Consider the following 24,828-nt stretch of genomic DNA (forward strand, 5'->3'; position numbering starts at 1 on the left):
GCCGTTAAGCGCTTGCTGCCTGAACGGGGTACCAGCTTCCTTCCATCGCCAGCTGCGTATCGGGAAATACGGTTCTGCTCTCTTTCAGCAATTGCCCAAGCTCCTTATACCGGGCCGAATAATGTCCGATAAGCAGTTGCCTGACCCGGGCAGACCGGGCTACTTCGCCCGCCTGTAACGCCGTGGTATGGTACGTTTCCCTGGCACGGTCCTGCATCTCATGCATAAAAGTAGCTTCGTGATACAGCAAGTCGACGTCCTGGATATAGGGCAGGTAGCCACCGGATGCCTGGGTATCTGAACAATAGGCGTAACTGAGCGTAGCCGGGGGTGGTTCGGTTAAATCCTGCCAGGCATGTACCGTGCCGTCTGCTGCCACATAATCATGTCCCTGTTTAATCAATGAAAGATAAGGTTTGGGGATACCCAACCGGTCCGTTTCCGCTTTCTTAATCGTAGGTAACCGTTCTTTTTCGTCAAACCGGAACCCTGTACAGGGAATCCGGTGATCCAGCGGAAAGGAACGAACCTGCAAAAGCGCTGTATCGGCGATCACTTCCTGCGAATGATCCTGGGTTGGGTGAAAATGCAACGGATAACGTAACACGGTCTGCGAATGCATAAAATGCAATTCAATCAGCTCCTTCAATGGTTGGGGACCGTATAGGTGTAATGCTTCTTTGCGCCCTACCAGGTGCATGGAAGAAAGGAGACCGATAAGGCCCAAGTAATGATCGCCATGAAGATGGCTGATGAAAATATGCTTGATCCGGCTGCTCTTAACACCATATCTCATTAACTGCAGCTGGGTGCCTTCCCCGCAGTCGACGAGATACAGCTGTTCTTCCACATTGATCACCTGCGCAGTTGGATGGCGACCGTATATGGGCGTGGCTGAACTGCTTCCCAATATCAATACTTCAAATTTCATCCCTCTTCTACAGCACCGCGCAACTCCTTCTCAATTTCCGTCATAAAGATGACATCCTCGGCGCCGATGTTATCGGACACGATGGACAGCACGGCGTCCAGGTTGCACACCGTGATCAGTTTTTTAATCGGGTCGTTGGCGTGGGTCACGATAAACACCCCTCCTGCAGCCTTGCAAAGCCGATGCGCCAGCAATACCGTACGCAATCCCGTGGAATCAGCGTCCAGCACATGTGATAAATCAAGCACAATGTTACGTTGCCCTCCGGTATTTTGCAGCAGGAATTCGGATTTGATCTTCGGTGCCGTATCTCCGTCGAGCAGCTCAACATGCGGCTGGATGATCACGTATTTCTCATGCTTATCAATGGTGAATTTCATGCCGGGTCTGTTTAATGATTAACTAATTATCCGCCGCAGGGCGACGGCAGTCTGGCTTGCCACCCGATCCATTACATCCGATTGTTCCGGATATTTAAAGGGTTCGCCAGTAATGTGTTCATATAATTCAATGTACCTTTCGGATATCGAAGATACGATTTTATCGGTCATTTCCGGAATTTGCTGGCCTTCCTGGCCCTGAAATCCGTTTTCGATCAGCCATTGGCGGACGAACTCCTTGGACAGCTGCCGCTGGGGCTTGCCCTCCCGCTGCAGGTTTTCATAGCTATCTGCATAAAAATACCGCGACGAATCCGGCGTATGGATTTCATCGATCAGGTATATCCGGTCGCCCAGCTTACCAAATTCATATTTGGTGTCAACCAGGATCAGTCCACGTTCCGCCGCCAGTACCGTACCCCGTTGGAACAGCGCTTTGGTATAGGCTTCCAGCTGCCTGTAATCTGCTTCCGAAACCAGTCCCTGCCGGAGAATCTCCGCACGGGAGATGTCTTCGTCATGTCCTTCGCTGGCCTTCGTTGTAGGCGTGATAATCGGTTCCGGCAACCGGTCATTTTCATTCAGTCCATCGGGAAGTGGCTCGCCGCAGACTTCGCGTTTTCCGGCGCGGTATTCCCGCCAGGCATGGCCTGACAGATAACCACGGATCACCATCTCAACCTTGAACGGCTGGCATAGGCGGCCAATGGTGACGTTCGGGTCCGGTACATCAAGCACCCAATTGGGCACAATGTCTTCGGTTGCTTTGAGGAATTTTGCCGCGATCTGGTTGAGCACCTGTCCTTTATACGGGATTGCCCGGGGCAGCACCACGTCAAACGCCGAAATGCGGTCGGTTGCGATCATGGCCAGGTACTGATCGGCAATGGTATACACGTCGCGGACTTTCCCTCGGTAAAATGCCGTCTGGCTTTCAAAATTAAACTCGGTTTCTTTTATCGTATTCATATGCGGTTAGGCGGTCGGCCGCCTATCATGATGCTGTTTATTTCACTTATTCCCTATGGGCGGGGTTTGTCTTTCTGCCTGATATCTCCAATTGCTGCGTTAAATATCCCCGTAGGCTTCGAGGATCCGTCGGACCAGCTTATGCCGTACGACATCGCCCCCGCTCAAATAAATAATATCGATGCCCTCAATATCATCCAATAGTTTAATGGCGTTCTGAAGGCCCGACTGCTGCTTTTTGGGCAAATCAATCTGCGTGACATCTCCCGTCACGATGAATTTTGCCGTGGGTCCCATACGGGTCAGGAACATCTTCAGCTGCATATCCGTAGCGTTCTGAGCCTCATCCAGAATAACAAAACAATTATCAAGTGTCCGTCCACGCATAAACGCAAGCGGGGCCACTTCAATCGTCCTGTTCTCCAAAAACACCTTTAGCTTCTCCGCCGGAATCATGTCATCCAGCGCGTCATAAAGCGGCCTCAGGTAAGGATCAACTTTTTCCTTGAGATCACCGGGCAGAAACCCGAGATTCTCGCCTGCTTCAACAGCCGGCCGGGTGAGAATGATCCGTTTCACCTCTTTGTTGCGCAACGCCCGCACGGCCAACGCCACAGCCGTATAGGTTTTTCCCGTTCCGGCGGGACCGATCGCGAATAAGATGTCGTTCTTCACGATGCTGTCTACCATCCGCCGCTGATTGGCCGTCCGCGCCTTAATCACCATCCCGTTCGGCCCGAAAACGATGGGGTCCCCGGAACGCTTTTCCTCTGCCTTGACGGCCGTTTTGCCTTTTGTTGGCGTTACCTCCGTTGCGGTTTCCAGGATCGATTCAATATCATTCGGTGTTAAGCTGTTGTATTGCTCCACATGGGCAATAATCCGGTCGAAATAGCCCTTAAACGCACTGATCTCCTGCTCATCGCCCAACACTTTCACCTCGTTCCCCCGGGCGACGACCTTCAGCTTCGGGAATTGCTTTTTTACTATTTCAAAATGCTCGTTCTGTGCTCCCCACAATACCGCGGGATTGACATACTCCAGGGTAATACTTAATTCGTTCAAATTTGCTATCCATTAACCATATGTGCACTGCTCCGTCACACGACGGCCAATGCAGCCAAAAAGTCCATAAATATAGGTATTAATTCATATCCGTTTATGCCGAAATAAAAAATCGCACCCACGATCGCATGTATGCGGAGTTATCCCGTCCGCCGCTTTGCGAATCCGGAAATTTCACAGTATACTTGCCCTCTACGATGGAGCAGCGGATCCAGTGTACGGATTTTTGATTTTATCAATAACATGGCGGAATGGGTACCATCACCTTAACGACGGATTTAGGACATAAAGATTTTTACCAAGCGGCACTTAAAGGCAGTATTATCAGCCAGTATCCCGCCGTGCGATTGCTGGATATCTCGCACGATATCCCCCCTTTCGATATTCAATACGCAGCATTTGTGTTAAAAAATGCTTATCCGTACTTTCCTGAGAAAACGGTACACCTGATCGGCATTGATTCGCTGTATAACAATGAAGATACCCGCTTCCTGGCCCTGCGGTATAACAATCACTTTTTTGTGGGTGCAGATAACGGCATCTTTTCCCTGATTCTCGATGGCAAGCCACAGGAAATTGTAGAGCTGAACATCATTCAGGACCTGAAATACCTGCATTTCCCGCTTACTGACATCTTCAGTAAAGCCGCCTGCCACCTGGCCAAGGGCGGAAAGCTCTCGGAAATCGGCGATCCGATTGATTCGCTGACTGACCGGACATTGATCCAACCGATCGTGGAGAAAGATGGCTTACGGGGAAGCGTTATTTTTATTGATTCGTTCGGCAATGTCATCAGTAACATCAGCAAGGAACTTTTCAATAAAGTGCAGCGCGGGAGAAGTTTCACTTTGTATTTCAGGCGCAATGAAACCATTGACCAGATGAGCTGGCACTACAATGAGGTTCCGGAAGGCGAAAAACTCTGTCTGTTTGGCATTAGCAATTACCTGGAAATCGCGATTAACAAAGGGAATGCCAGTGGGTTACTGGGACTCAATAAAGGCGACATCATCCGGGTGGAATTCGGAAATAAATAGTTAAAAATGAAATTTATGCGTTATACAACCCGCACATGTGGCCAGCCCTTGCGATGGGCGGCGCTATTCGGTTGCCTCCTCTGGCTGCCTTTCGGGGCGCTGGCACGGCAGGCACCTGATACGACACAGCGGACAAATGCCGCCTACGAAGCGCAGCGCAATAAAGTAAACGAATTGCTTGACCAGCGCAGTGCCCGGTTTGGCCAATTCAACCAAAGCCTGGAACAGCGCACCGGCATTTTCGGACTGAAGACCAAAAAAGATATGCAGGCTTCCATTGACATCCTCAAACAGATTGTACTGACGGATAATGATATCTTCAGGGAAACCAAACAGCTGCTCGATTTCAAGGATTTTGAAAAAACCCAGATTGCGGAACAGGCTTCTGAATTCGACGGAAGGATCAATGGATACATTAAAACCATCAGCAAACTCCAGCAGGAGCAGGAGCGACTTCAGCAGGAACTGCGGTCGCTACACCAAACCAATCGCCGTTACCTGGGATTACTGCTGCTTACCCTGGCGGCGCTCATCGTGTGGGCAGCCTTCTTTTTCCGGCGACGTAAAAAATTGACGAAGGCGTGATACGGCCTTATGTTATTGTATATACTTTTGTCCCTATAAATTTTATTTATAAGGATAGTAACCGAACATGGCAAGAGCACGATTAAATAGCGGGGATGCGCCACCAGAGGATCTGCCCAAACCCAAACTCACCAAAACCACGCTGAAGAAGGCGGCCAGGCTACTGGCGTATCTTCGGCCCTATCGGGTGAAGTTTGTTATTGGCATGGCTTTTTTATTCCTGTCCAGCCTTACGGCACTGGCATTTCCGGCTTTACTGGGGTCTATGATCGATGCCGCACAGGGAAAACAAAGTTATACCTGGCTTCCCGCAGACATCCGCACCATTGGCATTGTCGCCTTTGTAATCCTGTTTATCCAATCGGCCGTATCGTTTTTCCGGATACGGCTGTTTGTGGAAGTGGCCGAAAAATCCCTGGCCGATATTCGCCGTGATTCCTATTATAAACTCATCACACTGCCGCTTGATTTTTTCTCCAACCGGCGTGTGGGCGAGCTGAACAGCCGCCTGTCGGCCGACCTGGCACAGATCCAGGACACGATGACCACTACACTCGCCGAAATCATCCGGCAGGTCATTCTGCTTACCGGGGGCATTTGTCTGCTATTTGTCGTTTCGGGCAAACTGACCTTGCTCAACCTCAGTATACTGCCCATCCTGGTGGTTATTGCCGTGGTCTTTGGCCGCTTTATCCGCAAACTGTCCCGCCAGGCGCAGGACCGGCTGGCTGAGTCCAATACCGTTGTCCAGGAGACCCTACAGGGGATCAGCAACGTCAAGGCATTTGTAAATGAAGCTTATGAAGCTTCCCGTTACTCAAAAACCCTGCAAGCCGTGGTAAAAATTGCCGTTAAAGGAGCTACCTACCGGGGCATGTTTGCATCGTTTATTATATTTTGCCTGTTCGGCGCAGTAGTTGCGGTTATCTGGTACGGTTCATCGCTGGTCGCCGCGGGCGATATTTCGGTCGGTGAACTCACGACCTACATCTTGTATTCTATTTTTGTTGCGGGATCCATGGGCAGTTTCCCCGAATTATACGCCAACGTACAAAAAGCAATAGGCGCCAGCGAACGAGTCATTGAAATCCTGGAAGAGCAGGAAGAAGATTCGGGATTATTGCAGGAAGAAAAATCCATTGAACGTCACCTGCACGGCAGTATTGCATTTGATGGAGTCACCTTTGCCTACCCTTCGCGGCGTGAAATCACGGTACTTAAAAATGTAAACTTTGAAGCCAGAGCAGGTGAAAAAGTGGCTATTGTCGGTCCAAGCGGCACCGGAAAATCGACCATTGCCTCGCTGGTGCTCCAGTTTTATAAACCCGACAGCGGCCGTATTCTTTTCGACGGCGTGGAAGCAGCCAGCTATGCATTGACGGATATCCGCAGCCAAGTGGCCATTGTACCGCAGGATGTGCTGCTGTTTGGCGGCACAATTCGTGAAAATATTGCCTATGGCCGGTTAACGGCCGATGCGGAGGAAATTATTACAGCAGCAAAACGGGCCAATGCGCATCACTTTATCATGGACTTTCCCGAAGGGTACGACACCATGGTGGGCGAACGCGGCGTCAAGCTGTCCGGCGGCCAGCGCCAGCGCATTGCTATTGCTCGGGCGCTACTGAAGGACCCGGCCATTCTTATCCTCGACGAAGCGACATCCTCGCTGGACTCGGAATCGGAGCGTCTGGTACAGGAGGCTTTGGAAGAACTCATGAAAAACCGGACATCCATCATCATTGCGCATCGCCTCTCCACCATCCGTGAGGCGGACCAGATTATCGTGGTGGAAGGCGGGCAGGTAGTAGCTGCCGGTTCGCACGAAGAACTCATGGGAATGGAAAAAGGCCTCTACCGCCACCTATATAAACTCCAGCTGGCTGATAAATAACCCCCTGTCTGTTTGTTTTTATTTCTCCTGGCCGGCAAACATTTTGCCGACAGGGTTGTTCAGTAATTGAAGGTAAAAATAAAACCAAAAGGACATTAAGATGAATACGAAAAACAATATCATTACTTTTGCGTTGGTAGGACTCGCTGCAGGAACGATAACCTGGTTGTTGTTAGGCACTAAGGAAGGCCGTAAACAGTTAAGCTGTGCAAGTGACGGAATCCGTCAGTTTACGGACTCCATGAAAAACAACGCGAAGAAGGGATTGGACAAAGCGGCAGAAATGGCCAACAAGGCAAGCAAGGAAGCACAGGACATGCGCGCCAAAGCGACCAACAGTGGAAAATCAATGCTAAATAAGGCCGACCAGGCTGCCAAAAAATCGATCAACAAAGCAGCCGACGCCATGAAAACGGCCAGGCGTAAAACCGACATCTCTTAATGGCCCGCACGCAGGGAAACATTCGCCTAAATTGACAGACGAATTGTATCTTTGCGAAAATGAGCTTACTGAAAGAGGTCGGTTCCCTGATCCAAAAAGACATCATTCTCGAGTGGCGTTCCAAATACGCACTTAACGGCATTCTGCTCTATGTGGTATCTACGGTATTTGTCTGTTACCAAGCATTCAAATCGGTAGATCCCACGACGTGGAATGTGCTTTTCTGGATTATTATGCTTTTTGCCTCGGTCAATGCCATCAATAAGAGTTTTGTCCAGGAAAGCCAGAACAGGCAATTGTATTATTATACTATTGCCGGACCTAAAGCCATAATCCTCTCAAAAATAGGCTATAATGTACTGATCATGTTGCTGCTATCCGCTATCGCTTTTACGGCGTATGCGGTAATATTCGGTACGCCGGTAGGTGACCTTATCCTTTACCTGCTGGCCGTGGTTTTGGGCGCCGTCAGTTTTGCAGCCGTCTTTACCATGGTTTCCGGTATTGCCGCAAAAGCGGGCAACAACAGTACGTTGATGGCGGTACTGAGCTTTCCGATTATCATCCCGTTGCTGATTATCCTGATCAGGTTATCCAAAAATGCGATGCTTGGACTTGACTGGAGCGTCAGCTACCCTGAACTCCTGGTGCTGGCAGCGATTAATGTCATTACTGTTACGATTTCTTTATCGTTATTTCCTTACCTTTGGCGTGATTGACAACGTAAACTACGCATGACAATGAAACACTATTGGTGGAAAATATTAGCGATTTTATTGATCCTCTATGGTATTATTGCAGGCTTATTAGGTCCTGTACCTGCCCTTCCGATAGTACATGAAACCATTCGCAACGTATATTTCCACGTACCCATGTGGTTTACGATGTTTACACTGTACCTTGTTTCTGTAATTTACAGCATCAAATACCTTTCATCCAACAATCCGCATCACGACCTGGTGGCTGTTGAAAGCGTAAATGTCGGCGTTGTCTTTTGCACTTTTGGGTTACTTACCGGCATGGCATGGGCCAACTTTACCTGGGGCGCACCATGGCCGAATGATCCGAAGTTAAATGGCTCGGCCATTGCCACGTTAATGTACCTGGCTTACCTGGTATTGCGGAATGCCTTGGAGGAAGAGCAGAAACGGGCCAAAATCTCCGCGATTTACAATGTATTTGCCTTTCCGATCATGATCGTATTGATGTACATCCTTCCGAAAACTACGGACTCGCTTCATCCGGGCGCCGGTGGCAATTCGGGCTTCAGTCAATTTGATCTGGACGGAGCGATGAAGATTGTGCTACGTCCTACATCTGTCGGGTGGATTCTGTTGGGCATCTGGATTATGACATTGCGGTTCCGCATCCGGAAACTCGAATACCAAAACCACACTGTATCCGAGTAAATATTCGCATTATATAAATAATAAAACGTGAATGCTAAATTTTGGCAATATTTAACGCGAAACAATATGAAAAAGATAATTCTTTCTTTTCTATTAGTTATCAATGGGTTAATATGTAGTTTTGCCCAAACAAATGCTGAGGTCGAAATGGCCACAGATTTTCGCAGTTCGGGCAAGATTTACGTGGTGATACTGGTGTTGGCTATCATTCTGATTGGACTGGCCGTTTATTTATTCACCATTGACAGAAAAATCACCAGGTTGGAAAAATCGCGCAAAGCGTAGCGCATAAATCCACAGTCAAGGCTTACCCGCTGCTGAACAGCAAACAACTAAAATTTAATAATCTTTACATTAAGTATGGTTATGGTTAAGTCAACAGCGAATTCCATCCAACAGCCTCACTTTTTTGATGACGTATCTGAATTTTTTGACCACGCAGCCCGGTTTACCAAACACCCACAGGGCCTGCTCAATCAGATCAAGGTATGCAACAGTGTCTATCGTTTCAGCTTCCCGTTCCGAAGGGGTGACCGGCTGGAAGTAATCAACGCCTGGCGCGTAGAACATTCACAGCACATGTCGCCCACAAAAGGCGGTATACGCTACAGCGAACTGGTTAACGAGGATGAAGTGATGGCCCTCGCCGCACTTATGACCTTTAAATGCGCTATTGTGAATGTGCCGTTCGGAGGTGCTAAAGGAGGCATTGCCATTAACCCCAAAAACTATTCGGTGGATGAGCTGGAAACGATCACGCGCCGTTATACCGTAGAACTCATCAAGAAAAACTTTATCGGACCCGCCATTGACGTGCCCGCCCCCGATTATGGCACGGGCGAACGGGAGATGAGCTGGATCGCGGATACGTATACAACCATGAACCCGGGGCAGCTCGATTCATTTGGCTGTGTTACCGGAAAACCGCTCTCCCTGCATGGCATTGCCGGCAGAAAAGCCGCTACCGGCCGCGGGGTGGCCATCGCTATACGGGAATGCCTGAGCACACCCGAAGACATGAAAGCGCTTGGCCTTACACCCGGTATCGAAGGTAAAAAGATAATTATTCAGGGGCTGGGTAACGTCGGCTACAATACCGCAAAAGTACTCATGGAGTTCGGCGCTATCATTGTCGGCATCTGCGAATACGACGGCGCATTGTATAACCCTGATGGACTGGATCCGGATGCCATTCTTCAGCACCGTAAAAACACCGGTTCCATATTGGGTTTTAAACACGCGAAAAAAGAGTTTAAGAACCCTGCCGCAGGCATGGAACAGCCCTGTGACGTGCTGGTGCCTGCTGCGCTCGAAAACCAGATTACCATGGAGAACATTGGTCGTATCCGTGCAAAGGTGATTGCGGAAGGGGCCAATGGACCGACCACGCCTGCCGCAGCCAATGCTTTCGTGAAAAATGGCGGGATTATCATTCCGGATATGTATTGTAACGCCGGCGGGGTTACCGTATCGTATTTTGAATGGCTGAAAAACCTGTCGCACGTCGCGTTCGGCCGCATGGATCAGCGGTATGAGGAAAAGGCGAACCTGAACCTGGTGAACATGGTGGAAGCTATGACCGGGGTATCCCTGACCAACGAACAGCGTAATACGATTGTAAAAGGCGCTTCCGAACTGGAGTTGGTCAATTCCGGATTGGAAGACACCATGATCCGCGCATATCACGAGATCCGGGAAGTTAAAAATTCCACTAAAGGAGTTGACACCTTACGTACAGCAGCCTTTATTGGTTCCATCAATAAAATTGCGATATCTTACCAGAACCTCGGAATCTGGCCATAATTACCGGAAAGCCGTCATTTCAAATGAAGTGACGGCTTTCTCTTCCGGCGTTATTTTACGAGCGCATTCCAAAGAATTTCGACAGGGTGATAAGCCCGCTTCCCTGCTCCATCTTTAATCTGGTGTCGGCAACTGGTACCCGGCGCAGCAATAATCACGTTCTCGGCAGCTGCCCTGACTGCAGGAAGCAACACCAATTCACCGACATTCATGGAAACTTCATAATGCTCCTTTTCATAGCCAAAAGAGCCCGCCATGCCACAGCATCCCGAAGGGATAACCGTTACTTCATGACCTTCCGGAAAGGCAAGTATCTTTTCGGTGGCGCCAACCAGGTGGAACGCCTTCTGATAGCAGTGACCATGCAGCTTTATCTGCTGTTTAGCTGTACCAAACCGTGAGCGGTCAATATGGCCCGCATCCATTTCGTCCGCGAGAAATTCATCAATCAGCAGCGCGGTGGCGGCCAGCCGCTCCGCTTCGGGCAATAATTCCCGATCGACCAGATCGGGGTATTCATCCCGAAAGGTCAGCACAGCAGACGGCTCGATACCGATCAAGGGTGTTTCTGCAGTAATAACATCCTTCAGCATGCGGACATTGGCGTTTGCAATTTCTTTTGCTTTCCGGACCAGCCCTTTCGACAGGTACGTCCGGCCGCTTTCCAGGTGATTAACCAACTGCACGTCGTATCCCAGTGCAGTCAGCAGCTTGTACGCTGCCTTCCCGATGTCCGTATCGTTGTAGTTGGTAAATTCATCGCAGAAAAGATAAACCCGACGGGCGGTCGTTCCCTGCCCTGTTTTGCGGGCCTGTCTCCGTGCCACCCATTTTTTCAGGGTCGTGCTGCCCACTTCCGGCAGCGATCTATCCTGGGCGAAGCCAAGTACGCGTTTTACAATGGAAGAAGTGAAATTATTCCGGATCACGAAATTGTAAAGTCCCGGAAAATAGCTGGCCAGCCGCTGGGATTTTGTGAAGTTGGCAATGACATTTGCCCGGAACGGGGTACCATTGGCATCGTAGTAATGTTGCAGAAACTCGGCCTTCATTTTGGCAATATCAACACCCGACGGGCATTCCGTCTTACATCCCTTACAGCTCAGACACAGGTCCATTACCTCCTTAATTTCATCGTGGTCAAACCGGTTAACCTTCCGCGAATCGGTGAGAAACTGCCGAAGCATGTTGGCCCTCGCCCGTGTCGTATCCCGTTCTTCACGGGTAGCCATGTAAGACGGGCACATCGTTCCCCCGGTGATGTGCGTCTTTCGGCAATCGCCCGAGCCCGAACATTTTTCCGAAAGCCTCAGGATACTTTCCTGTTTACTGAAATCAAATATGGTGGGAACCCGGATATCCGAGGTGTCTTTTTCGTACCGCAGAAACTTATCCATGGGCGGTGTATCGACAATTTTGTTGGCGTTGAAGATACCGGCCGGGTCAAATATCTGTTTCACTTTTTCCAAAAGCGCATATACCTCATTACCCAAAACCGCACCGATGAATTCCCCGCGCAACCGGCCGTCGCCGTGTTCCCCGCTCAACGAGCCATTGTATTTCTTTACCAGCTGTGCCGTCTGTGCAAGCACAGCGCGGAATGCCTGCTTCCCCTCCGGTGTTTTCAGATTGATCAGCGGCTCGACATGGAGCTCACCGGCCCCGGCATGCGCATAATAAGAGGCCTTAAGGCCATGAGTATCCAATATTCCCTGCAATTCCTCAATATAAGCAGGTAAATCTGCAGGCAGTACCGCGCAGTCTTCGATCAGGTTTACCGGCTGCGTGTCACCCGGCAGGTTCCGGATCAGCCCCAATCCGGCCTTGCGGACGTCCCAAACCAGTGTTGTTTTCGGCCCGGTTACCAGCGGGTGCGCATAACCCAGTCCCCGCGCCAGCAGGTCGGCGCGCAGGGCAGCCGCCTTGCCGGCCACCTCTTCGGGAGTTGCTCCCCGGAATTCCACCATCAGCAGCGCTTCGGGATCCCCTTCAATAAAGAACCGGTTATACTGGTAGGTAGGGTGTCCTTTGGTGAAGTCGAGAATGTACTTATCGACAAGTTCAGATGCTTCCGGATGGTGCGCCAGCGCAATGACATTGGCGTGCAGCGACTCGATCAATGAGTGGCAATGGATGCATAGCAGACCGATTTCCGCTGGCGGAAGCGGCAGCAAATTCAACTTTAGTTCCGTATGGATACCGAGGGTCCCCTCCGAACCGGCCAGCAGCCGGCATAGATTAAAGGGCTGCTCATTGTCTGCCAGCAGGTCCAGTGCATACCCCGTGTTGCGTCGTGTGATTGAGCGTTTAGGATAATTATCCGCAATGACGCGCCGGTTGGATTCGTCGGTCAGCAGGGCATTCATCTCCCGGTAAATCGCGCCCTCCCGGTTGGATTGTTTCAGTTTCTGGAAAAGTGCAGCATCGTCCAACGGTTCAAAGACCACCTGGGTCCCGTCATCAAGCAATACGGTAGCCGATAACAGGTGGCTACGCGTATCGCCCCATACAATGGAGTGCAATCCACTGGAATTATTGCCTACCATTCCGCCGATCATGGCCCGGCTGGCGGTCGACGTTTCCGGACCGAACATCAGTCCATAAGGTTTCAGGTATGCGTTCAGGTCGTCGCGGATGACACCGGGCTGTACGCGTACCCAGCGTTCCTCGGCATTCACTTCCAGCACCTGGTCAAAGTGACGGGATACATCAACAATAATGCCCCGGCCGACCACCTGCCCAGCCAGTGAGGTGCCCGCAGTACGCGGAATGAGTGTAGTACCATACCCCGACGCAAAGGCAATCAGCTGTTTCAGGTCGTTTTCATCTTTCGGGATGGCCACGGCAAGGGGACGCTCCTGATACACCGAAGCATCGGTCGAATAAGCGCGTATGATGGTGGCATGCTCGGCACTGTCATTGTAATAGAGCCTGCCGGTTAGCGAGCGGCTCAGGTCGGCTAATGCCGATGCTATGTTTTCAGTTTTGGTCATACAACTGCGAATATAAACATAATGTGGTTTTCAGGAAGTCGCGAGTGGTTATTTACATCCATACCAAATACGCGTTTGAAAGGAAGTCCGTACCAATGACGGCCGGTGTTAATCGCAGAAATTTAATACAGCCATTACATTAAGGTCATTTCCTTTCCTTCTATTTGCATTGCAATGGTTATGAGCTGCAAACAATTATTACCACACACAACCTGCTACTTATGCAAAAACGGGATGTAGACCTGATTATTATTTCGGATACACACCTTGGCACATATGGCTGCCACGCAAAAGAGCTGTTGCGTTATCTTAAAAGCGTAAAACCAAAGCAGCTGATCCTGAATGGCGATATTATCGATATCTGGCAGTTCAGCAAACGGTATTGGCCGGAATCCCACATGAAGGTTGTCCGGAAGATCCTCAAATTTGTGGCGGAGGGTGTACCTGTTACCTATTTAACAGGTAATCACGATGAGCTGTTACGCAAATTTACCGATTTCCGCCTGGGATCGCTGACTTTAACAAATAAACTCACCCTGTGCATCGGAAAAAAAAGAGCCTGGGTATTCCATGGCGATATTTTCGATGTAACCATGCAACATTCCAAATGGCTTGCACGGTTAGGGGCTGTCGGTTATGATAGCCTGATCCTGCTGAACAGCCTGGTTAACTGGATGCTGGAAAAATTGGGCCGGGATAAAATGAGCCTCTCGAAAAAGATCAAAAACAGCATTAAAAATGCGATCAAGTTTATCAACGATTTTGAAGTGACAGCCGCTTCCCTTGCCATTGAAAAGGGGTATCAATATGTAGTATGCGGGCATATCCATCATCCTGAGATCAAACAGATCGAAACGGAGCTTGGAACGGTAACTTACCTCAATTCGGGCGATTGGGTGGAAAACCTGACGGCCCTGGAGTGCCATCGCGGGAAGTGGCGAATCTACCGTTACCAGGCCGAAGATTACGCAACGGCAGACCCGGAGCCTGACGGGACAGAGCATGATGATCTCAGTGAAAAACTGGACATCAAACGCTTGCTGGAAGTATTGAAATCAGAGCCTATGGTGGCCTTGTAGCCTCGCTGCTGAGGCCGGATATCCCACTAGCCGATACGACGTGCATGAAATTAGCAATGGTCGATTGGCTAAATTATCTTAATATTGTAGCACAAAGACGTGCATACAAAATGATCGATCAATTCCGGAAATACACACCGCTCAATATCCTATTGTTATCTGTTGTGGGGGTATTGCTGTGCCTGGGTGTCTTTACCCACCTTCCGGAAGGCCTGACCCCCGTATTTTTTGAACCCGCAATCAGCAATTTCACCGGCAAGTTATATCAGGGAACCGTTTCTCCCGAACTTAATGTCGTGATTACGCTGGCGCTGACCATTGTCCAGGCATTGCTGATCAACCAGGTTGTCAATACCGCAAACCTCGTTGGCCGACCAAGTTTTCTGGCCGCGTTGATGTACCTTGCCCTGGCCAGCCTGATCTTGCCATTTCTGGTATTATCACCCATCCTGATTTGCAATTTCCTGTCTGTTTGGATGCTGAGTAAGTTACTCAGCCTGTACAGACGGACAGAAATCAAGCCCCTGATGTTTGATCTGGGTATGATTGTAGCCTTGGGAAGTCTGGTGTATTTTCCATTTATTGTAATGTTGTTGCTGCTTTGGGGTGCGCTGATCATCTTCCGTCCATTCGATTGGCGGGAATGGCTGGCTGCTTTTATTGGCTTTATCACCATTTACTTTCTGTTAGGTGTGTTGTATTTCTGGTTCGGCCAGCTCGACGCATTTTATCGGATCTGGCTACCGTTAACCTATCCGTTTCCGACATCAGTCCACATTGAAATGTATGATTACCTGGTATTGGTCCCTGTGATACTCATCCTGGTGCTCTTCCTTTTTACGTTAAGGCAAAACTTTTTCAAAAGCGTCGTTCACATCCGGAAATCTTTTCAACTGTTGTTCTGTATGCTGCTACTGACGGTGCCTTCCTTTTACCTGAATGCAGAATTGGCTGTTAACCACTTTCTCTTGTGTGTGCCTCCCATCGCCATTTACATGGCTTATTACTTTAACTATGCAACCAAGCGGTGGTTCTACGAAAGTGTATTTGCTCTTTTACTGCTGACCAGCATCTACTTCCAGTTCTTCTAATTGTTTATTATACAGCTTTTTAACCTTTTTTAACAAAAAGAATGTGTGGCGGGAGCTAAAAATTAGATAGCTTTGCATACATTTTACGGGTGGGAGGCCACCTTTATTACAGGCCATGCTGCAGCAGGATACCCCCGTGGTTTATTTAGTTAATCGATTATCATCAATTTAGCATATTTACATGAAGTTCGGTGTCGTTATATTTCCGGGGTCCAATTGTGATGAAGACATTATCCACGTCTTAGGCCACGTTATGGAACAGGAGGTGGTTCGTTTATGGCATAAAGACCATGACCTGCAAGGGGCGGAATTTATCGTATTGCCCGGCGGTTTTTCTTATGGCGATTACCTGCGCTCGGGCGCCATTGCCCGTTTTTCGCCAATTATGCAGGAAATCATTGCATACGCCAAAAAAGGGGGATACCTAATGGGAATCTGCAACGGTTTTCAGATTCTGACAGAAGCCGGATTGGTGCCGGGGGCATTGCTGCACAACCAGCAACGGAAATTCATCTGTGACAATATCTACCTGAAGGCCCAAACCAACGATTCCGTAATCACTTCCCAATTGGAATTGGACAGAGCTTATAAAATTCCGATCGCACACGGCGAGGGCAATTATTTTGCGGATGAAGCGACTTTAAACGCGCTAAACGACAACGATCAGGTATTATTTCGGTATTGTGACGCCGCTGGCAATGTCGTAGCCGACGCCAACCCCAACGGCTCCCTGGAAAATATCGCCGGTGTGTGCAATAAATCAAGAAACGTATTCGGTTTAATGCCACATCCCGAGCGCGCCTCGGAGAACATCCTGGGTAACCGGGATGGCATAGGCATTTTTGAATCCATACTCCATACCGCATTAGCGTAATCAGTTCACTCATTACATGCACAAAGCTCCCTCAATTTACATGCGTATCGTTTCAAAAGTTACTGTTTTTGTTGCATTTCTTATGCTGGCGGCTATGCTGGGCTATGCACAGCGGTCGACTACCAGCTCACCATACTCGCGCTTTGGCATCGGCGAATTGCGTGGCGATAACCTGCCGCAAAGCCGGGCAATGGGCGGTATTTCCACCGGCGTGCGCTATCTGCAGGGCTATGGCAATATCAACGTCATCAATCCGGCATCCTACTCTGCGCTGCTGCTTACCACCATTGATGTCGGTGTATTTGGCAACATCAACCAATTAAGCAAAAATCAGCATTCCGAGAACGCGTATAATTTTGCATTAAGCCACATTAATTTCGGGATCCCGCTTGGACGGCCGGGCGGAATCAGTTTTGGTATTCTGCCTTTTTCAGATGTAGGCTCCAGTTACGCTATTCCCGGCAAAGTCGACACAACGAATATCAATACGGTGTATGCAGGTACCGGTGGCACAACTAAGGCGTACCTCGGATACGGCATTCAGCTTAATAAAAATTTCAGTATAGGCGTGAATGCAGGCTATATTTTCGGTACACTCAACAACATTAGTTCCATCGAGTTCCCGAATGATGTGGGTGCACTCAATATCCGGACGGATAACAGCCGTTATGTCAAGGGATTCAGCTATGACTACGGCATACAATACTTTCAGCCGCTGAAGAATGAATTAAGCCTGACTATTGGTTATTCGGGAACAGCGGGCACATCGCTCCGGGCAAAAGCCTCCCAAGTGGTAACCGGTACCGCGACCAGCGTGGCCGAAGACGAGGAGAACCTGCCATTAGACACCATTTCTACCTTTGAAGGCCAGCGATATTCGATTAAAATGCCGATGAAACACAGCATCGGGTTCACGCTGACCAAAACCAACAAATGGATGGTGGGGGGCGATTTTAATTACGCCAAGTGGAGTGATTACCGGGAAGGAACAACCGATCCCGGGTTTACGGACAGTTATGGATTTGCTGTCGGTGGACAGTTCACACCCGACGCGTCTTCAATCAACTACCTCAACCTGATTGACTACCGGCTTGGCTTCAAAGCCAACAAATTATACCTCAATTTGCAGGATCAGGACATTAAGCAAATGGCCATTACCGTGGGATTTGGCTTTCCGTTGGCTTCGCTTTTCGGCGGCACGTTCTACAAGATCAACTTCTCCAGTGAATTTGGCCAGATGGGTACGCTTTCAAACAATTTAGTCCGTGAACGCTATATTAATTTTAACTTAGGGTTTACACTCAATGACCGCTGGTTCGTCCGGAGATCGTACGATTAATCATGCCGACCATGCCATGTTTACCAAGACGACATTAACTGACTACATACTCCCCGCCCCAAAGCGGGGTTTTGTCCTTTTGTTTCTGGCAATAATCTGCCTGTTGGCTTCCTGTGAAACGGATTTAAAGGAAGTCGACCGCATTGCCGCCATACAGGCAGAAGAACCGGTGGATATTTCCAGGGGCGTTACCGTCGTTTTCAGTGATTCAGCCGTTGTACAGGCAAAAATGAGCGCGCCTGAAATGCGGCACTACAACGTGGAAGATCCGTATTACGAATTTCAAAAGGGGGTTACCATCATTTTTTATGATGAACATAGCAAAGAAACCCAGCGCATTACCGCCGATTATGCGATTCAGAAAGAGGCAGAGGAGTTAATCGAATTCCGGGGGAATGTGGTCATAACCCGCGCGGACGGTTCCGTCATCAAAACCGAAGAACTCATTCACAGCCAAAAAGACAATACGTTTTATAATCACGTGCCAATTACCGCACATTTTAAGGATGGTAAGGGTGATTTTATGGGATCTTCTTTTCGTTCGGATGGGAACTTTGAAAATATAGTGGTTCAAAATTCAACCGGATTGTATATTTTCGACGGCAACCAGGGACCGTCTTTCCGCTAATGGCGTTTACCGGCTATTTTTTCAAAATGGATGGGCTCTGCCCTATACAAGACCAAAAAAAACAGCTCCTATGCTCAACGGTTTAATTAAAAACACCGCAATGTTTCAACGATCATTTCTCCTATTGCTGTGTGCCATGGCCCCGGGCCTGCTCGCGGTTGCCCAGCAAGCAAAGGATCAGGGGGTACACACCGCGACGGTCAGGTTTGACGGGATCGACCGTAAATACATGTATTACATTCCTTCCGGATATGATGCAAAAGCCAGATTACCGATTGTATTCTTCATTCACGGATACGGCGCCAGCGCCCAGATCGGCGTAGATGTACTGGGTCCGCAATTCCATCGCCGTGCCGACCGGGATGGTGCGATTGTGGTTTATCCGGAAGCGACATCCAAGCACTGGAATGATAGGCTGGGCGGTAGTTTCCCGGCAACAGATACCATCGATGATGTAGCTTACATCAGTCATTTAATCGACCTGTTCATCAACGATTTTAAGGGTGACCCCCGCCGGGTCTATGTGTCCGGAAGTTCAAATGGCGGGATGATGACGTACCGGTTAAGTGTAGACATTCCCGGGAAGATCGCCGCCATCGCACCCTTTATATCGGCCATCAGTCCGCAGGTAGCTGCCGCATCTGTCGATGCCGAGCCGATTCCCGTCATTATCACAAGCGGAACCGCGGACAGCGTTATCCGATGGGACGGTGGACCCGTCGACGTGATCAATACTCCCCGATTGCTATCCGGTGATCAGAACGTGGCATACTGGGTAGCAAGAAATGGCACCAAAACCAGTGCTAAGGTACGTGTCCTACCTGATATAGCCCCCGATGATCAATCGACTGTTGAAATACAGCATTACCCGGGCAAGTACGATGTCGTGCTTTACAAAATCATCGGGGGAGCGCACCGGCATCCGACCCTTCGCGAACCGGGAAAACCGATTGTCGCGGGACAGAACATGGATTACAATTCGTTTGAAATGGTGTGGGATTTTATGATGCGCTATAAAAAATAATTGCATAATGCCGGTTTTTGACCGTTTTGCTCAATTTTGCTTTTTGATCCTATTTTTTTTATAAAAATCGTATCTTGCGCCTCATTTTCAGTAACTGGCTAAACCCGGTCTTACAACGAAATAATTAGAAAAAACAAAACAGTTTATATACAACTATGGGATTAATGAACTATTTGCGTAACCGGGCGGGGGTGGTTATCGTTGCTTTTATCGGTTTCGCGATTTTTGCGTTTTTACTGGGAGACGTAATTAATTACGGCACGCCTTTTTGGGCAAGGCATCAAAATCAGGTGGGGAGCATTAACGGCGATGCAATTGATATCAATGAATTTAATTTACAGGTAGACCAGACGTCCGAAATGTTCCGCCAGCAAATGGGCGGCGGCACGCTGAATCCACAGATGCGGTCGTGGGCTGTGCAGCAGGTCTGGAGTCAATACCTCAACCGGGCGCTGCTTGAAAAAGAAATTGAACAGGTCGGCCTAACCGTTGGCCAACCTGAATTGAATGACCTGGTCCAGGGGGAGAACCCTTCCATGCAGATACAACAGGCATTTATGAACCCCCAAACGGGACAATTCGACCGCAACCAGCTCAACGGATTCATTGCCCAGGTTGGTAGCCTCCCTGCAGGCCATGAGGCACACGGACAGTGGGAAGCCCTCCTTCAGAACGTAATTGACACCCGGCTGGCTGCCAAATACACCGACTTGGTTAACAACAGCATATATGTCACTTCACTGGAAGCGACAGAGGATTATAACCAGCGGAATAAACTAGCAAATTTTGATTATGTTTTGCTGGATTACAGCGCCATACCAGACAGCTCGGTAACCGTTACGGAGCAGGACTATAAGGCTTACTACGACGAGAATAAGGGAGTTTTTAAAAATGCGGAAGAAACCCGCAGCCTGGAGTACGTTGTATTTGACGCCAGCCCTACTGCACAGGATACAGCCCGGGTACGGGAAACGATAACGGAATTAAAGAACCAGCTTTCAGCGTCGACTACAGACTCCCTGTTTGCTGCGGTTAATTCGGACACCAAATATCCATATGCCTACCGCAAACGAGGTGAAATGGGCTCAGCATTGGACTCACTCATTTTCAGCGCATCTCCTGGATCAACGGTCGGTCCGATCGTTTCAAATGGAACTTTCGAGATTGCAAAGGTAGTAGATGCGAAGGTGTGGCCGGATTCTGTAAAGGCCAGCCATATCCTACTTAATCCAGCTGCTGAGGGTGGACTTGAGCGCGCACAGGCAAAAGCCGATTCCATCCGGAACCTGGTACTCCAGGGTGAAAATTTTGCATCGCTGGCTATCCAGTTCAGCGTGGATGAGGGTAGTAAAATTAACGGCGGCGAACTGGGTACTTTTGCTCCGGGCATGATGGTACCTGTATTTGAAAACGCCGTATTCAATGGCAAAACCGGCGATGTCCTTGTTGTCAATAGCCAGTTCGGCATCCACATCATCAAAATTGTAAATCAGATCGGCTCATCACGTGTAGTTAAAGCTGCCATTGTGGATAAACAGGTAACCAGTGGTAGAGAAACCATGGATGCCGCTTACAATAAGGCAACGCAGTTTTTCGGCGCGATCAACGGTGATAATTTCAGTGAAGTAGCGTCAGCGCAGCAACTCACCCCTTCAAAAGCAGAAAATATTACAGCCATGGAAACCATGCTGATGGGTACGGATGTGCCGCGGGAGCTCATCCGGTGGGCTTTTGAAGCCGACCAGGGGGATGTTACAAATCAAGTATACGAAGCGACAAATAAATATATCGTCGCCCGCGTTACTGATATTCAGGAAAAGGGCCAGCTTCCTTTGGAAGCTGTGAAAAAAGACATCGAGGGGGTAGTTCGCAACAGGGTAAAAGCCAAGCAGCTAATCGCCCAGGCAACTGAGGCATCACAGGGCGCGACCAGTCTGACCCAAATCGCAGAAAAACTGGGAAAAACACCGGTGACTGCCGAAAATATTGTATTGGCTAATCCGGTAATACCGGGAGTAGCCCGGGAAAACACCGTAGTGGGTACCGTTTTTGGGCTGCAGCCTAAACAACCTTCCAGTCCGATACGGGGTGCACAGGGCGTGTACGTTGTGGAGGTATCGGGTTTTGTAAACCCGGCCGTACCTGAGGATTTGACAGCTTTGAAAAAACAATTGATGCAAGCCACTACCCAACGGGCAGGAGCATTGACGTTCCGTGCACTGCAGGATAAGGCAGATATTGTAGACAACCGGGCAAGATTCTTTTAACCCGTTATTTTACGTAATTTTGTATCCGGGCAGTGGTTATACTGTCCGGATTTTTTATTTGCTATGGAAATACAAGAGCAGATTGTCAATAAAGTGGCACAAAGCGGATTGATTACCGTGGACCTTGCGGACTTCGGGCCCCGGGGCGAACGGGTAATCTATGACATTAAAGATAATTTATTCCATGGTCTTATCCTCAGGGAAAAAGATTTCAGGGAGTTTGTGAAGTCCCACGACTGGCAGCAATATGAAGGAAAATACGTAGGCATTACGTGTTCTGCCGATGCAATTGTCCCTACCTGGGCTTATATGTTGCTGGCCAATAGCCTGGAACCGTATGCTAAAGATGTCGCCTTTGGTGATGCGGGCGTTCTGGAGACACTGTTATACGAACGGGCACTGGACGAGGTGGACATGGAACGTTACCGCGACCAGCGCGTAGTAGTTAAAGGCTGTGGGGACATCCCGATTCCGGAGTCCGCTTTTATTAAATTCACGGCAAAATTAACCAAGGTGGCCAAAAGCATCATGTATGGCGAACCGTGTTCAACTGTGCCGGTATTTAAACGCAAAGGCTAAAACGGCATTTTATTTGCATATTGTTCTGTTGATGAAAAAAACGACTGCCTTTATATTCTGCTTCATCGGTGTGACCTTGCTGGCCCACGGCCAGCTTCCCTTCCGTAAAGAATCAGCATTCCAGGCAGGAGAAGAATTGACCTACCGATTGCGGTACGGCATCATTTCAGCCGCTGTGGGCGTGCTCAAGGTAGAAGATTCCAGCATTAAATTCAGCAGTCCCCATTCGTTTCATCTTTCGGCAAGGGGGCGCACCTCCTCAGCATTCAGTGTGTTCTATACGGTTGATAATCGTTATGACTCATACATTGACTCACGGACGTATTTACCCCATTATTATACGGAAAATATACGCGAAGGAAATTACAGACGGACGGATATTGTAAGGTTTGATCACCGGCGCCGCACAGTTGTCGGCAACAAAGGAACCTTCCGAAGCAATTCCGACCAGACCTTCGATTTACTTTCTGCGTATTACTTTGCGCGAAACCTGGATCTATCCAAGATCAAGACGGGTGACTCGTTTAAGCTCACCTATTTCCTGAACGATGAGATCGCCACGCTCGGCATCGAATATATCGGAATTGAAACTATAAAAACGGCCTTGGGTACATTGGAATGCCTTAAATTCAGTCCGGAGATCAAACCCGGCCGTATATTTAAAAAGGACAGTAGGTTATACCTATGGGTAACCAACGACGGGAACCGGATTCCGGTAAAAGCCCAGGTCGAGATCCTGGTCGGATCGGTAACACTGGAGCTGACCGACGCCAGCGGCCTGAAGTATCCGCTTGGCGAAAAACAATAAAAACAATCAACCATGATGATCGAGGTAGGAGCTGTATTGGTAAGTGAAGACCTTATTAAAGAAGAATTTGTCTGCAACCTGCATAAATGCCGCGGTGCGTGCTGCGTTGAAGGTGATGCGGGTGCCCCGCTGCATCAGACTGAACTGGCCGTTCTCCAGGAAATATATCCGCAGGTAAAGCCTTATATGACGGAAAAAGGCATAGCTGCTGTGGAAGAATACGGCACACATGTCACCGACATGGATGGCGATCTCACAACGCCATGTGTGGACGGAAATAAGGAATGTGCTTACGTTACCTGGGAAAACGGCATCACCAAATGCGCTATTGAAAAGGCTTATGAAAGCGGTGCGATTACCTGGAAAAAACCCATTTCCTGTCACCTATACCCGATACGCACCACTGTTTATCCCGACTTCGAGGTATTGCACTACGACCGCTGGCACATCTGCCATTCGGCCTGTTCGCTGGGCAGGGAGTTGCATGTACCGGTATACGCATTCCTGAAAGAACCCCTCACCCGTAAATACGGCGCCGAATGGTACAGCGAACTCGAGGCAGCCGCTGCCGAAAACGATTCAAACAAGTAAAAATATCTTAGTATCTTACGGCCGTTTTTACACCATCAGACAATATTCGTGTTTGCGGGACTTTTACATGATCAAACTAAGCGAAATACAGAAACCGATTGCCCAGGAACTTGAAATTTTCGAGGATAAATTCAAGGAATCGATGCGGAGCTCTGTTCCGCTGCTTGATCGCATCACCCATTATATCGTAAAACGAAAGGGCAAACAAATGCGGCCGATGTTTGTCTTTTTCTCCGCAGGGTTATGCGGCGGCATTAGCGAAGCGACTTATCGGGGAGCGGCACTGGTTGAATTGCTGCATACCGCTACCCTGGTACACGACGATGTGGTAGACAACGCAAATGTGCGGCGGGGATTCTTTTCTGTTAATGCCCTTTGGAAAAATAAAATTGCAGTACTGGTCGGAGATTTTCTTTTGGCTAAGGGATTATCGCTTTCCATCCGCAACGATGATTTCGGCCTGTTAAAGATTGTCACTGAAGCCGTGGAACAGATGAGTGAAGGTGAGCTGCTCCAGATCGAAAAAGCGCGCCGGCTTGACATTGAGGAATCCATTTATTTTGAGGTCATCAGGCAAAAAACAGCCTCCCTAATCGCCTCCTGCTGTGCGTGTGGGGCGGCTTCGGCAGGTGCAAACCGCGATATTGTGGAACAGATGCGTAATTTCGGCGAAAAAGTAGGCATTGCCTTTCAAATTAAGGACGATCTATTTGACTTCGGCGTCGATGATGTGGGTAAACCCCTCGGTAATGACATCAAGGAAAAGAAGATTACACTGCCGCTCATTTACGCATTGCAACAGACCGGCCGTGCGCAAAAAAGGCACATCATTAACCTGGTGAAGAACCATAATGAAAACGATCAAAAAGTAAAAGAGGTGATCGAGTTCGTCAAAACCAGCGGCGGTATGGAATATGCGACCGCCAAAATGCAGGCCTACCAACAGGAAGCATTTGATATTCTTGCCTACTTTCCGGAAAGCGCCTATCGGAATGGGTTGGAACAACTTGTAAAATATACTACAGAACGTAATAAATAGC

24 protein-coding genes are annotated in these 24,828 nt (G+C 49.0%); 19 read left to right on the forward strand and 5 right to left on the reverse strand.

All coding sequences use genetic code 11. From position 1 onward, the window contains the following. Window positions 1-4: 4 nt before the first annotated feature. The 4 genes from ABWO75_RS01150 to ABWO75_RS01165 form a co-directional block, all read right to left on the reverse strand. On the reverse strand, window positions 5-931 hold the full coding sequence (locus ABWO75_RS01150) for a ribonuclease Z (protein ID WP_353181709.1): 927 nt from the start codon (window positions 929-931) through the stop codon (window positions 5-7). After that, window positions 928-1,311: an STAS domain-containing protein gene (locus ABWO75_RS01155; RefSeq protein WP_353181711.1), complete on the reverse strand. Its 384-nt coding sequence runs from the start codon at window positions 1,309-1,311 to the stop codon at window positions 928-930. Before ABWO75_RS01155 ends, ABWO75_RS01150 begins: the two co-directional genes overlap by 4 nt. 18 nt (window positions 1,312-1,329) lie before the next feature. Continuing rightward, complete coding sequence (locus ABWO75_RS01160; protein ID WP_353181713.1) at window positions 1,330-2,280, reverse strand: phosphoribosylaminoimidazolesuccinocarboxamide synthase; 951 nt, start codon at window positions 2,278-2,280, stop codon at window positions 1,330-1,332. A 99-nt stretch (window positions 2,281-2,379) separates the two neighbouring features. After that, window positions 2,380-3,345: a PhoH family protein gene (locus ABWO75_RS01165; protein WP_353181715.1), complete on the reverse strand. Its 966-nt coding sequence runs from the start codon at window positions 3,343-3,345 to the stop codon at window positions 2,380-2,382. A 251-nt stretch (window positions 3,346-3,596) separates the two neighbouring features. On the opposite strand from ABWO75_RS01165, the gene ABWO75_RS01170 reads away from it, so the two are divergent. The 8 genes from ABWO75_RS01170 to ABWO75_RS01205 all read left to right on the forward strand — a co-directional run bounded on the left by ABWO75_RS01170 (window position 3,597) and on the right by ABWO75_RS01205 (window position 10,515). Continuing rightward, window positions 3,597-4,382 (forward strand): SAM hydrolase/SAM-dependent halogenase family protein, encoded by a 786-nt coding sequence (locus tag ABWO75_RS01170; protein ID WP_353181717.1) that lies wholly within the window; start codon window positions 3,597-3,599, stop codon window positions 4,380-4,382. A 15-nt stretch (window positions 4,383-4,397) separates the two neighbouring features. Continuing rightward, complete coding sequence (locus ABWO75_RS01175) at window positions 4,398-4,967, forward strand: hypothetical protein (protein ID WP_353181719.1); 570 nt, start codon at window positions 4,398-4,400, stop codon at window positions 4,965-4,967. 67 nt (window positions 4,968-5,034) lie between these two features. Continuing rightward, window positions 5,035-6,861: an ABC transporter ATP-binding protein gene (locus ABWO75_RS01180; RefSeq protein ID WP_353181721.1), complete on the forward strand. Its 1,827-nt coding sequence runs from the start codon at window positions 5,035-5,037 to the stop codon at window positions 6,859-6,861. A gap of 100 nt (window positions 6,862-6,961) precedes the next feature. Beyond that, complete coding sequence (locus ABWO75_RS01185) at window positions 6,962-7,303, forward strand: hypothetical protein (protein WP_353181723.1); 342 nt, start codon at window positions 6,962-6,964, stop codon at window positions 7,301-7,303. Between the two features lie 59 nt (window positions 7,304-7,362). Next, on the forward strand, window positions 7,363-8,022 hold the full coding sequence (locus ABWO75_RS01190; RefSeq protein WP_353181725.1) for a heme exporter protein CcmB: 660 nt from the start codon (window positions 7,363-7,365) through the stop codon (window positions 8,020-8,022). Window positions 8,023-8,043: 21 nt separating this feature from the next. Further along, window positions 8,044-8,712 carry a cytochrome c biogenesis protein CcsA gene (gene ccsA / locus ABWO75_RS01195; protein ID WP_353181727.1) on the forward strand — a complete coding sequence of 223 codons (669 nt, stop codon included), beginning with the start codon at window positions 8,044-8,046 and terminating at the stop codon, window positions 8,710-8,712. Window positions 8,713-8,778: 66 nt separating this feature from the next. Continuing rightward, window positions 8,779-8,997 (forward strand): CcmD family protein, encoded by a 219-nt coding sequence (locus ABWO75_RS01200; RefSeq protein WP_353181729.1) that lies wholly within the window; start codon window positions 8,779-8,781, stop codon window positions 8,995-8,997. Window positions 8,998-9,078: 81 nt separating this feature from the next. Next, window positions 9,079-10,515 (forward strand): Glu/Leu/Phe/Val family dehydrogenase, encoded by a 1,437-nt coding sequence (locus ABWO75_RS01205; RefSeq protein WP_353181731.1) that lies wholly within the window; start codon window positions 9,079-9,081, stop codon window positions 10,513-10,515. Window positions 10,516-10,565: 50 nt separating this feature from the next. Here the strand turns inward: ABWO75_RS01205 and ABWO75_RS01210 are convergent, their stop codons facing one another. Then, window positions 10,566-13,508 (reverse strand): FAD-binding and (Fe-S)-binding domain-containing protein, encoded by a 2,943-nt coding sequence (locus ABWO75_RS01210; RefSeq protein WP_353181733.1) that lies wholly within the window; start codon window positions 13,506-13,508, stop codon window positions 10,566-10,568. A 221-nt stretch (window positions 13,509-13,729) separates the two neighbouring features. Between ABWO75_RS01210 and ABWO75_RS01215 the strand changes: the two genes are divergently transcribed. The 11 genes from ABWO75_RS01215 to ABWO75_RS01265 all read left to right on the forward strand — a co-directional run bounded on the left by ABWO75_RS01215 (window position 13,730) and on the right by ABWO75_RS01265 (window position 24,827). After that, window positions 13,730-14,587 (forward strand): UDP-2,3-diacylglucosamine diphosphatase, encoded by an 858-nt coding sequence (locus ABWO75_RS01215; RefSeq protein WP_353181735.1) that lies wholly within the window; start codon window positions 13,730-13,732, stop codon window positions 14,585-14,587. A gap of 110 nt (window positions 14,588-14,697) precedes the next feature. After that, entirely contained in the window at window positions 14,698-15,678 is a 981-nt protein-coding gene (locus tag ABWO75_RS01220; protein WP_353181737.1) for a DUF6427 family protein, read from the forward strand. Window positions 15,679-15,859: 181 nt separating this feature from the next. Further along, window positions 15,860-16,552 carry a phosphoribosylformylglycinamidine synthase subunit PurQ gene (gene purQ / locus ABWO75_RS01225; RefSeq protein ID WP_353181739.1) on the forward strand — a complete coding sequence of 231 codons (693 nt, stop codon included), beginning with the start codon at window positions 15,860-15,862 and terminating at the stop codon, window positions 16,550-16,552. 40 nt (window positions 16,553-16,592) lie between these two features. Next, window positions 16,593-17,891, forward strand: a complete 1,299-nt coding sequence (gene bamG, locus ABWO75_RS01230) for a BamG family beta-barrel-assembly machinery protein (RefSeq protein ID WP_353181741.1) — start codon at window positions 16,593-16,595, stop codon at window positions 17,889-17,891. Continuing rightward, window positions 17,857-18,519 (forward strand): LPS export ABC transporter periplasmic protein LptC, encoded by a 663-nt coding sequence (gene lptC / locus ABWO75_RS01235; protein WP_353181743.1) that lies wholly within the window; start codon window positions 17,857-17,859, stop codon window positions 18,517-18,519. The genes bamG and lptC overlap by 35 nt, the downstream gene beginning before the upstream one ends. Window positions 18,520-18,619: 100 nt before the next feature. Beyond that, on the forward strand, window positions 18,620-19,543 hold the full coding sequence (locus ABWO75_RS01240; RefSeq protein ID WP_353181745.1) for a CE1 family esterase: 924 nt from the start codon (window positions 18,620-18,622) through the stop codon (window positions 19,541-19,543). A gap of 164 nt (window positions 19,544-19,707) precedes the next feature. Continuing rightward, a complete protein-coding gene (locus ABWO75_RS01245) occupies window positions 19,708-21,810 on the forward strand; it encodes a peptidylprolyl isomerase (protein WP_353181747.1) in 2,103 nt (700 codons plus the stop codon). A 63-nt stretch (window positions 21,811-21,873) separates the two neighbouring features. Beyond that, on the forward strand, window positions 21,874-22,389 hold the full coding sequence (locus ABWO75_RS01250; RefSeq protein ID WP_353181749.1) for a DUF2480 family protein: 516 nt from the start codon (window positions 21,874-21,876) through the stop codon (window positions 22,387-22,389). A gap of 31 nt (window positions 22,390-22,420) precedes the next feature. Next, a complete protein-coding gene (locus ABWO75_RS01255) occupies window positions 22,421-23,197 on the forward strand; it encodes a DUF3108 domain-containing protein (RefSeq protein WP_353181751.1) in 777 nt (258 codons plus the stop codon). A 15-nt stretch (window positions 23,198-23,212) separates the two neighbouring features. Further along, window positions 23,213-23,788, forward strand: a complete 576-nt coding sequence (locus tag ABWO75_RS01260; protein ID WP_353181866.1) for a DUF3109 family protein — start codon at window positions 23,213-23,215, stop codon at window positions 23,786-23,788. Window positions 23,789-23,855: 67 nt separating this feature from the next. Continuing rightward, complete coding sequence (locus tag ABWO75_RS01265; RefSeq protein ID WP_353181753.1) at window positions 23,856-24,827, forward strand: polyprenyl synthetase family protein; 972 nt, start codon at window positions 23,856-23,858, stop codon at window positions 24,825-24,827. Window position 24,828: the final 1 nt, after the last annotated feature.

This window comes from Parapedobacter lycopersici (assembly GCF_040395035.1).
In the GTDB taxonomy this organism is placed as follows: Bacteria; Bacteroidota; Bacteroidia; order Sphingobacteriales; family Sphingobacteriaceae; genus Parapedobacter; species Parapedobacter lycopersici_A.

Coding starts and splice junctions, on each gene's coding strand:
- ABWO75_RS01150 (WP_353181709.1), bottom strand. CDS start 931: ATGAAATTTGAAGTATTGATATTGGGAAGCAGTTCAGCCACGCCCATA.
- ABWO75_RS01155 (WP_353181711.1), bottom strand. CDS start 1,311: ATGAAATTCACCATTGATAAGCATGAGAAATACGTGATCATCCAGCCG.
- ABWO75_RS01160 (WP_353181713.1), bottom strand. CDS start 2,280: ATGAATACGATAAAAGAAACCGAGTTTAATTTTGAAAGCCAGACGGCA.
- ABWO75_RS01170 (WP_353181717.1), top strand. CDS start 3,597: ATGGGTACCATCACCTTAACGACGGATTTAGGACATAAAGATTTTTAC.
- ABWO75_RS01175 (WP_353181719.1), top strand. CDS start 4,398: ATGCGTTATACAACCCGCACATGTGGCCAGCCCTTGCGATGGGCGGCG.
- ABWO75_RS01180 (WP_353181721.1), top strand. CDS start 5,035: ATGGCAAGAGCACGATTAAATAGCGGGGATGCGCCACCAGAGGATCTG.
- ABWO75_RS01185 (WP_353181723.1), top strand. CDS start 6,962: ATGAATACGAAAAACAATATCATTACTTTTGCGTTGGTAGGACTCGCT.
- ABWO75_RS01190 (WP_353181725.1), top strand. CDS start 7,363: ATGAGCTTACTGAAAGAGGTCGGTTCCCTGATCCAAAAAGACATCATT.
- ccsA (WP_353181727.1), top strand. CDS start 8,044: ATGAAACACTATTGGTGGAAAATATTAGCGATTTTATTGATCCTCTAT.
- ABWO75_RS01200 (WP_353181729.1), top strand. CDS start 8,779: ATGAAAAAGATAATTCTTTCTTTTCTATTAGTTATCAATGGGTTAATA.
- ABWO75_RS01205 (WP_353181731.1), top strand. CDS start 9,079: ATGGTTAAGTCAACAGCGAATTCCATCCAACAGCCTCACTTTTTTGAT.
- ABWO75_RS01210 (WP_353181733.1), bottom strand. CDS start 13,508: ATGACCAAAACTGAAAACATAGCATCGGCATTAGCCGACCTGAGCCGC.
- ABWO75_RS01215 (WP_353181735.1), top strand. CDS start 13,730: ATGCAAAAACGGGATGTAGACCTGATTATTATTTCGGATACACACCTT.
- ABWO75_RS01220 (WP_353181737.1), top strand. CDS start 14,698: ATGATCGATCAATTCCGGAAATACACACCGCTCAATATCCTATTGTTA.
- purQ (WP_353181739.1), top strand. CDS start 15,860: ATGAAGTTCGGTGTCGTTATATTTCCGGGGTCCAATTGTGATGAAGAC.
- bamG (WP_353181741.1), top strand. CDS start 16,593: ATGCGTATCGTTTCAAAAGTTACTGTTTTTGTTGCATTTCTTATGCTG.
- lptC (WP_353181743.1), top strand. CDS start 17,857: ATGACCGCTGGTTCGTCCGGAGATCGTACGATTAATCATGCCGACCAT.
- ABWO75_RS01240 (WP_353181745.1), top strand. CDS start 18,620: ATGTTTCAACGATCATTTCTCCTATTGCTGTGTGCCATGGCCCCGGGC.
- ABWO75_RS01245 (WP_353181747.1), top strand. CDS start 19,708: ATGAACTATTTGCGTAACCGGGCGGGGGTGGTTATCGTTGCTTTTATC.
- ABWO75_RS01250 (WP_353181749.1), top strand. CDS start 21,874: ATGGAAATACAAGAGCAGATTGTCAATAAAGTGGCACAAAGCGGATTG.
- ABWO75_RS01255 (WP_353181751.1), top strand. CDS start 22,421: ATGAAAAAAACGACTGCCTTTATATTCTGCTTCATCGGTGTGACCTTG.
- ABWO75_RS01260 (WP_353181866.1), top strand. CDS start 23,213: ATGATCGAGGTAGGAGCTGTATTGGTAAGTGAAGACCTTATTAAAGAA.
- ABWO75_RS01265 (WP_353181753.1), top strand. CDS start 23,856: ATGATCAAACTAAGCGAAATACAGAAACCGATTGCCCAGGAACTTGAA.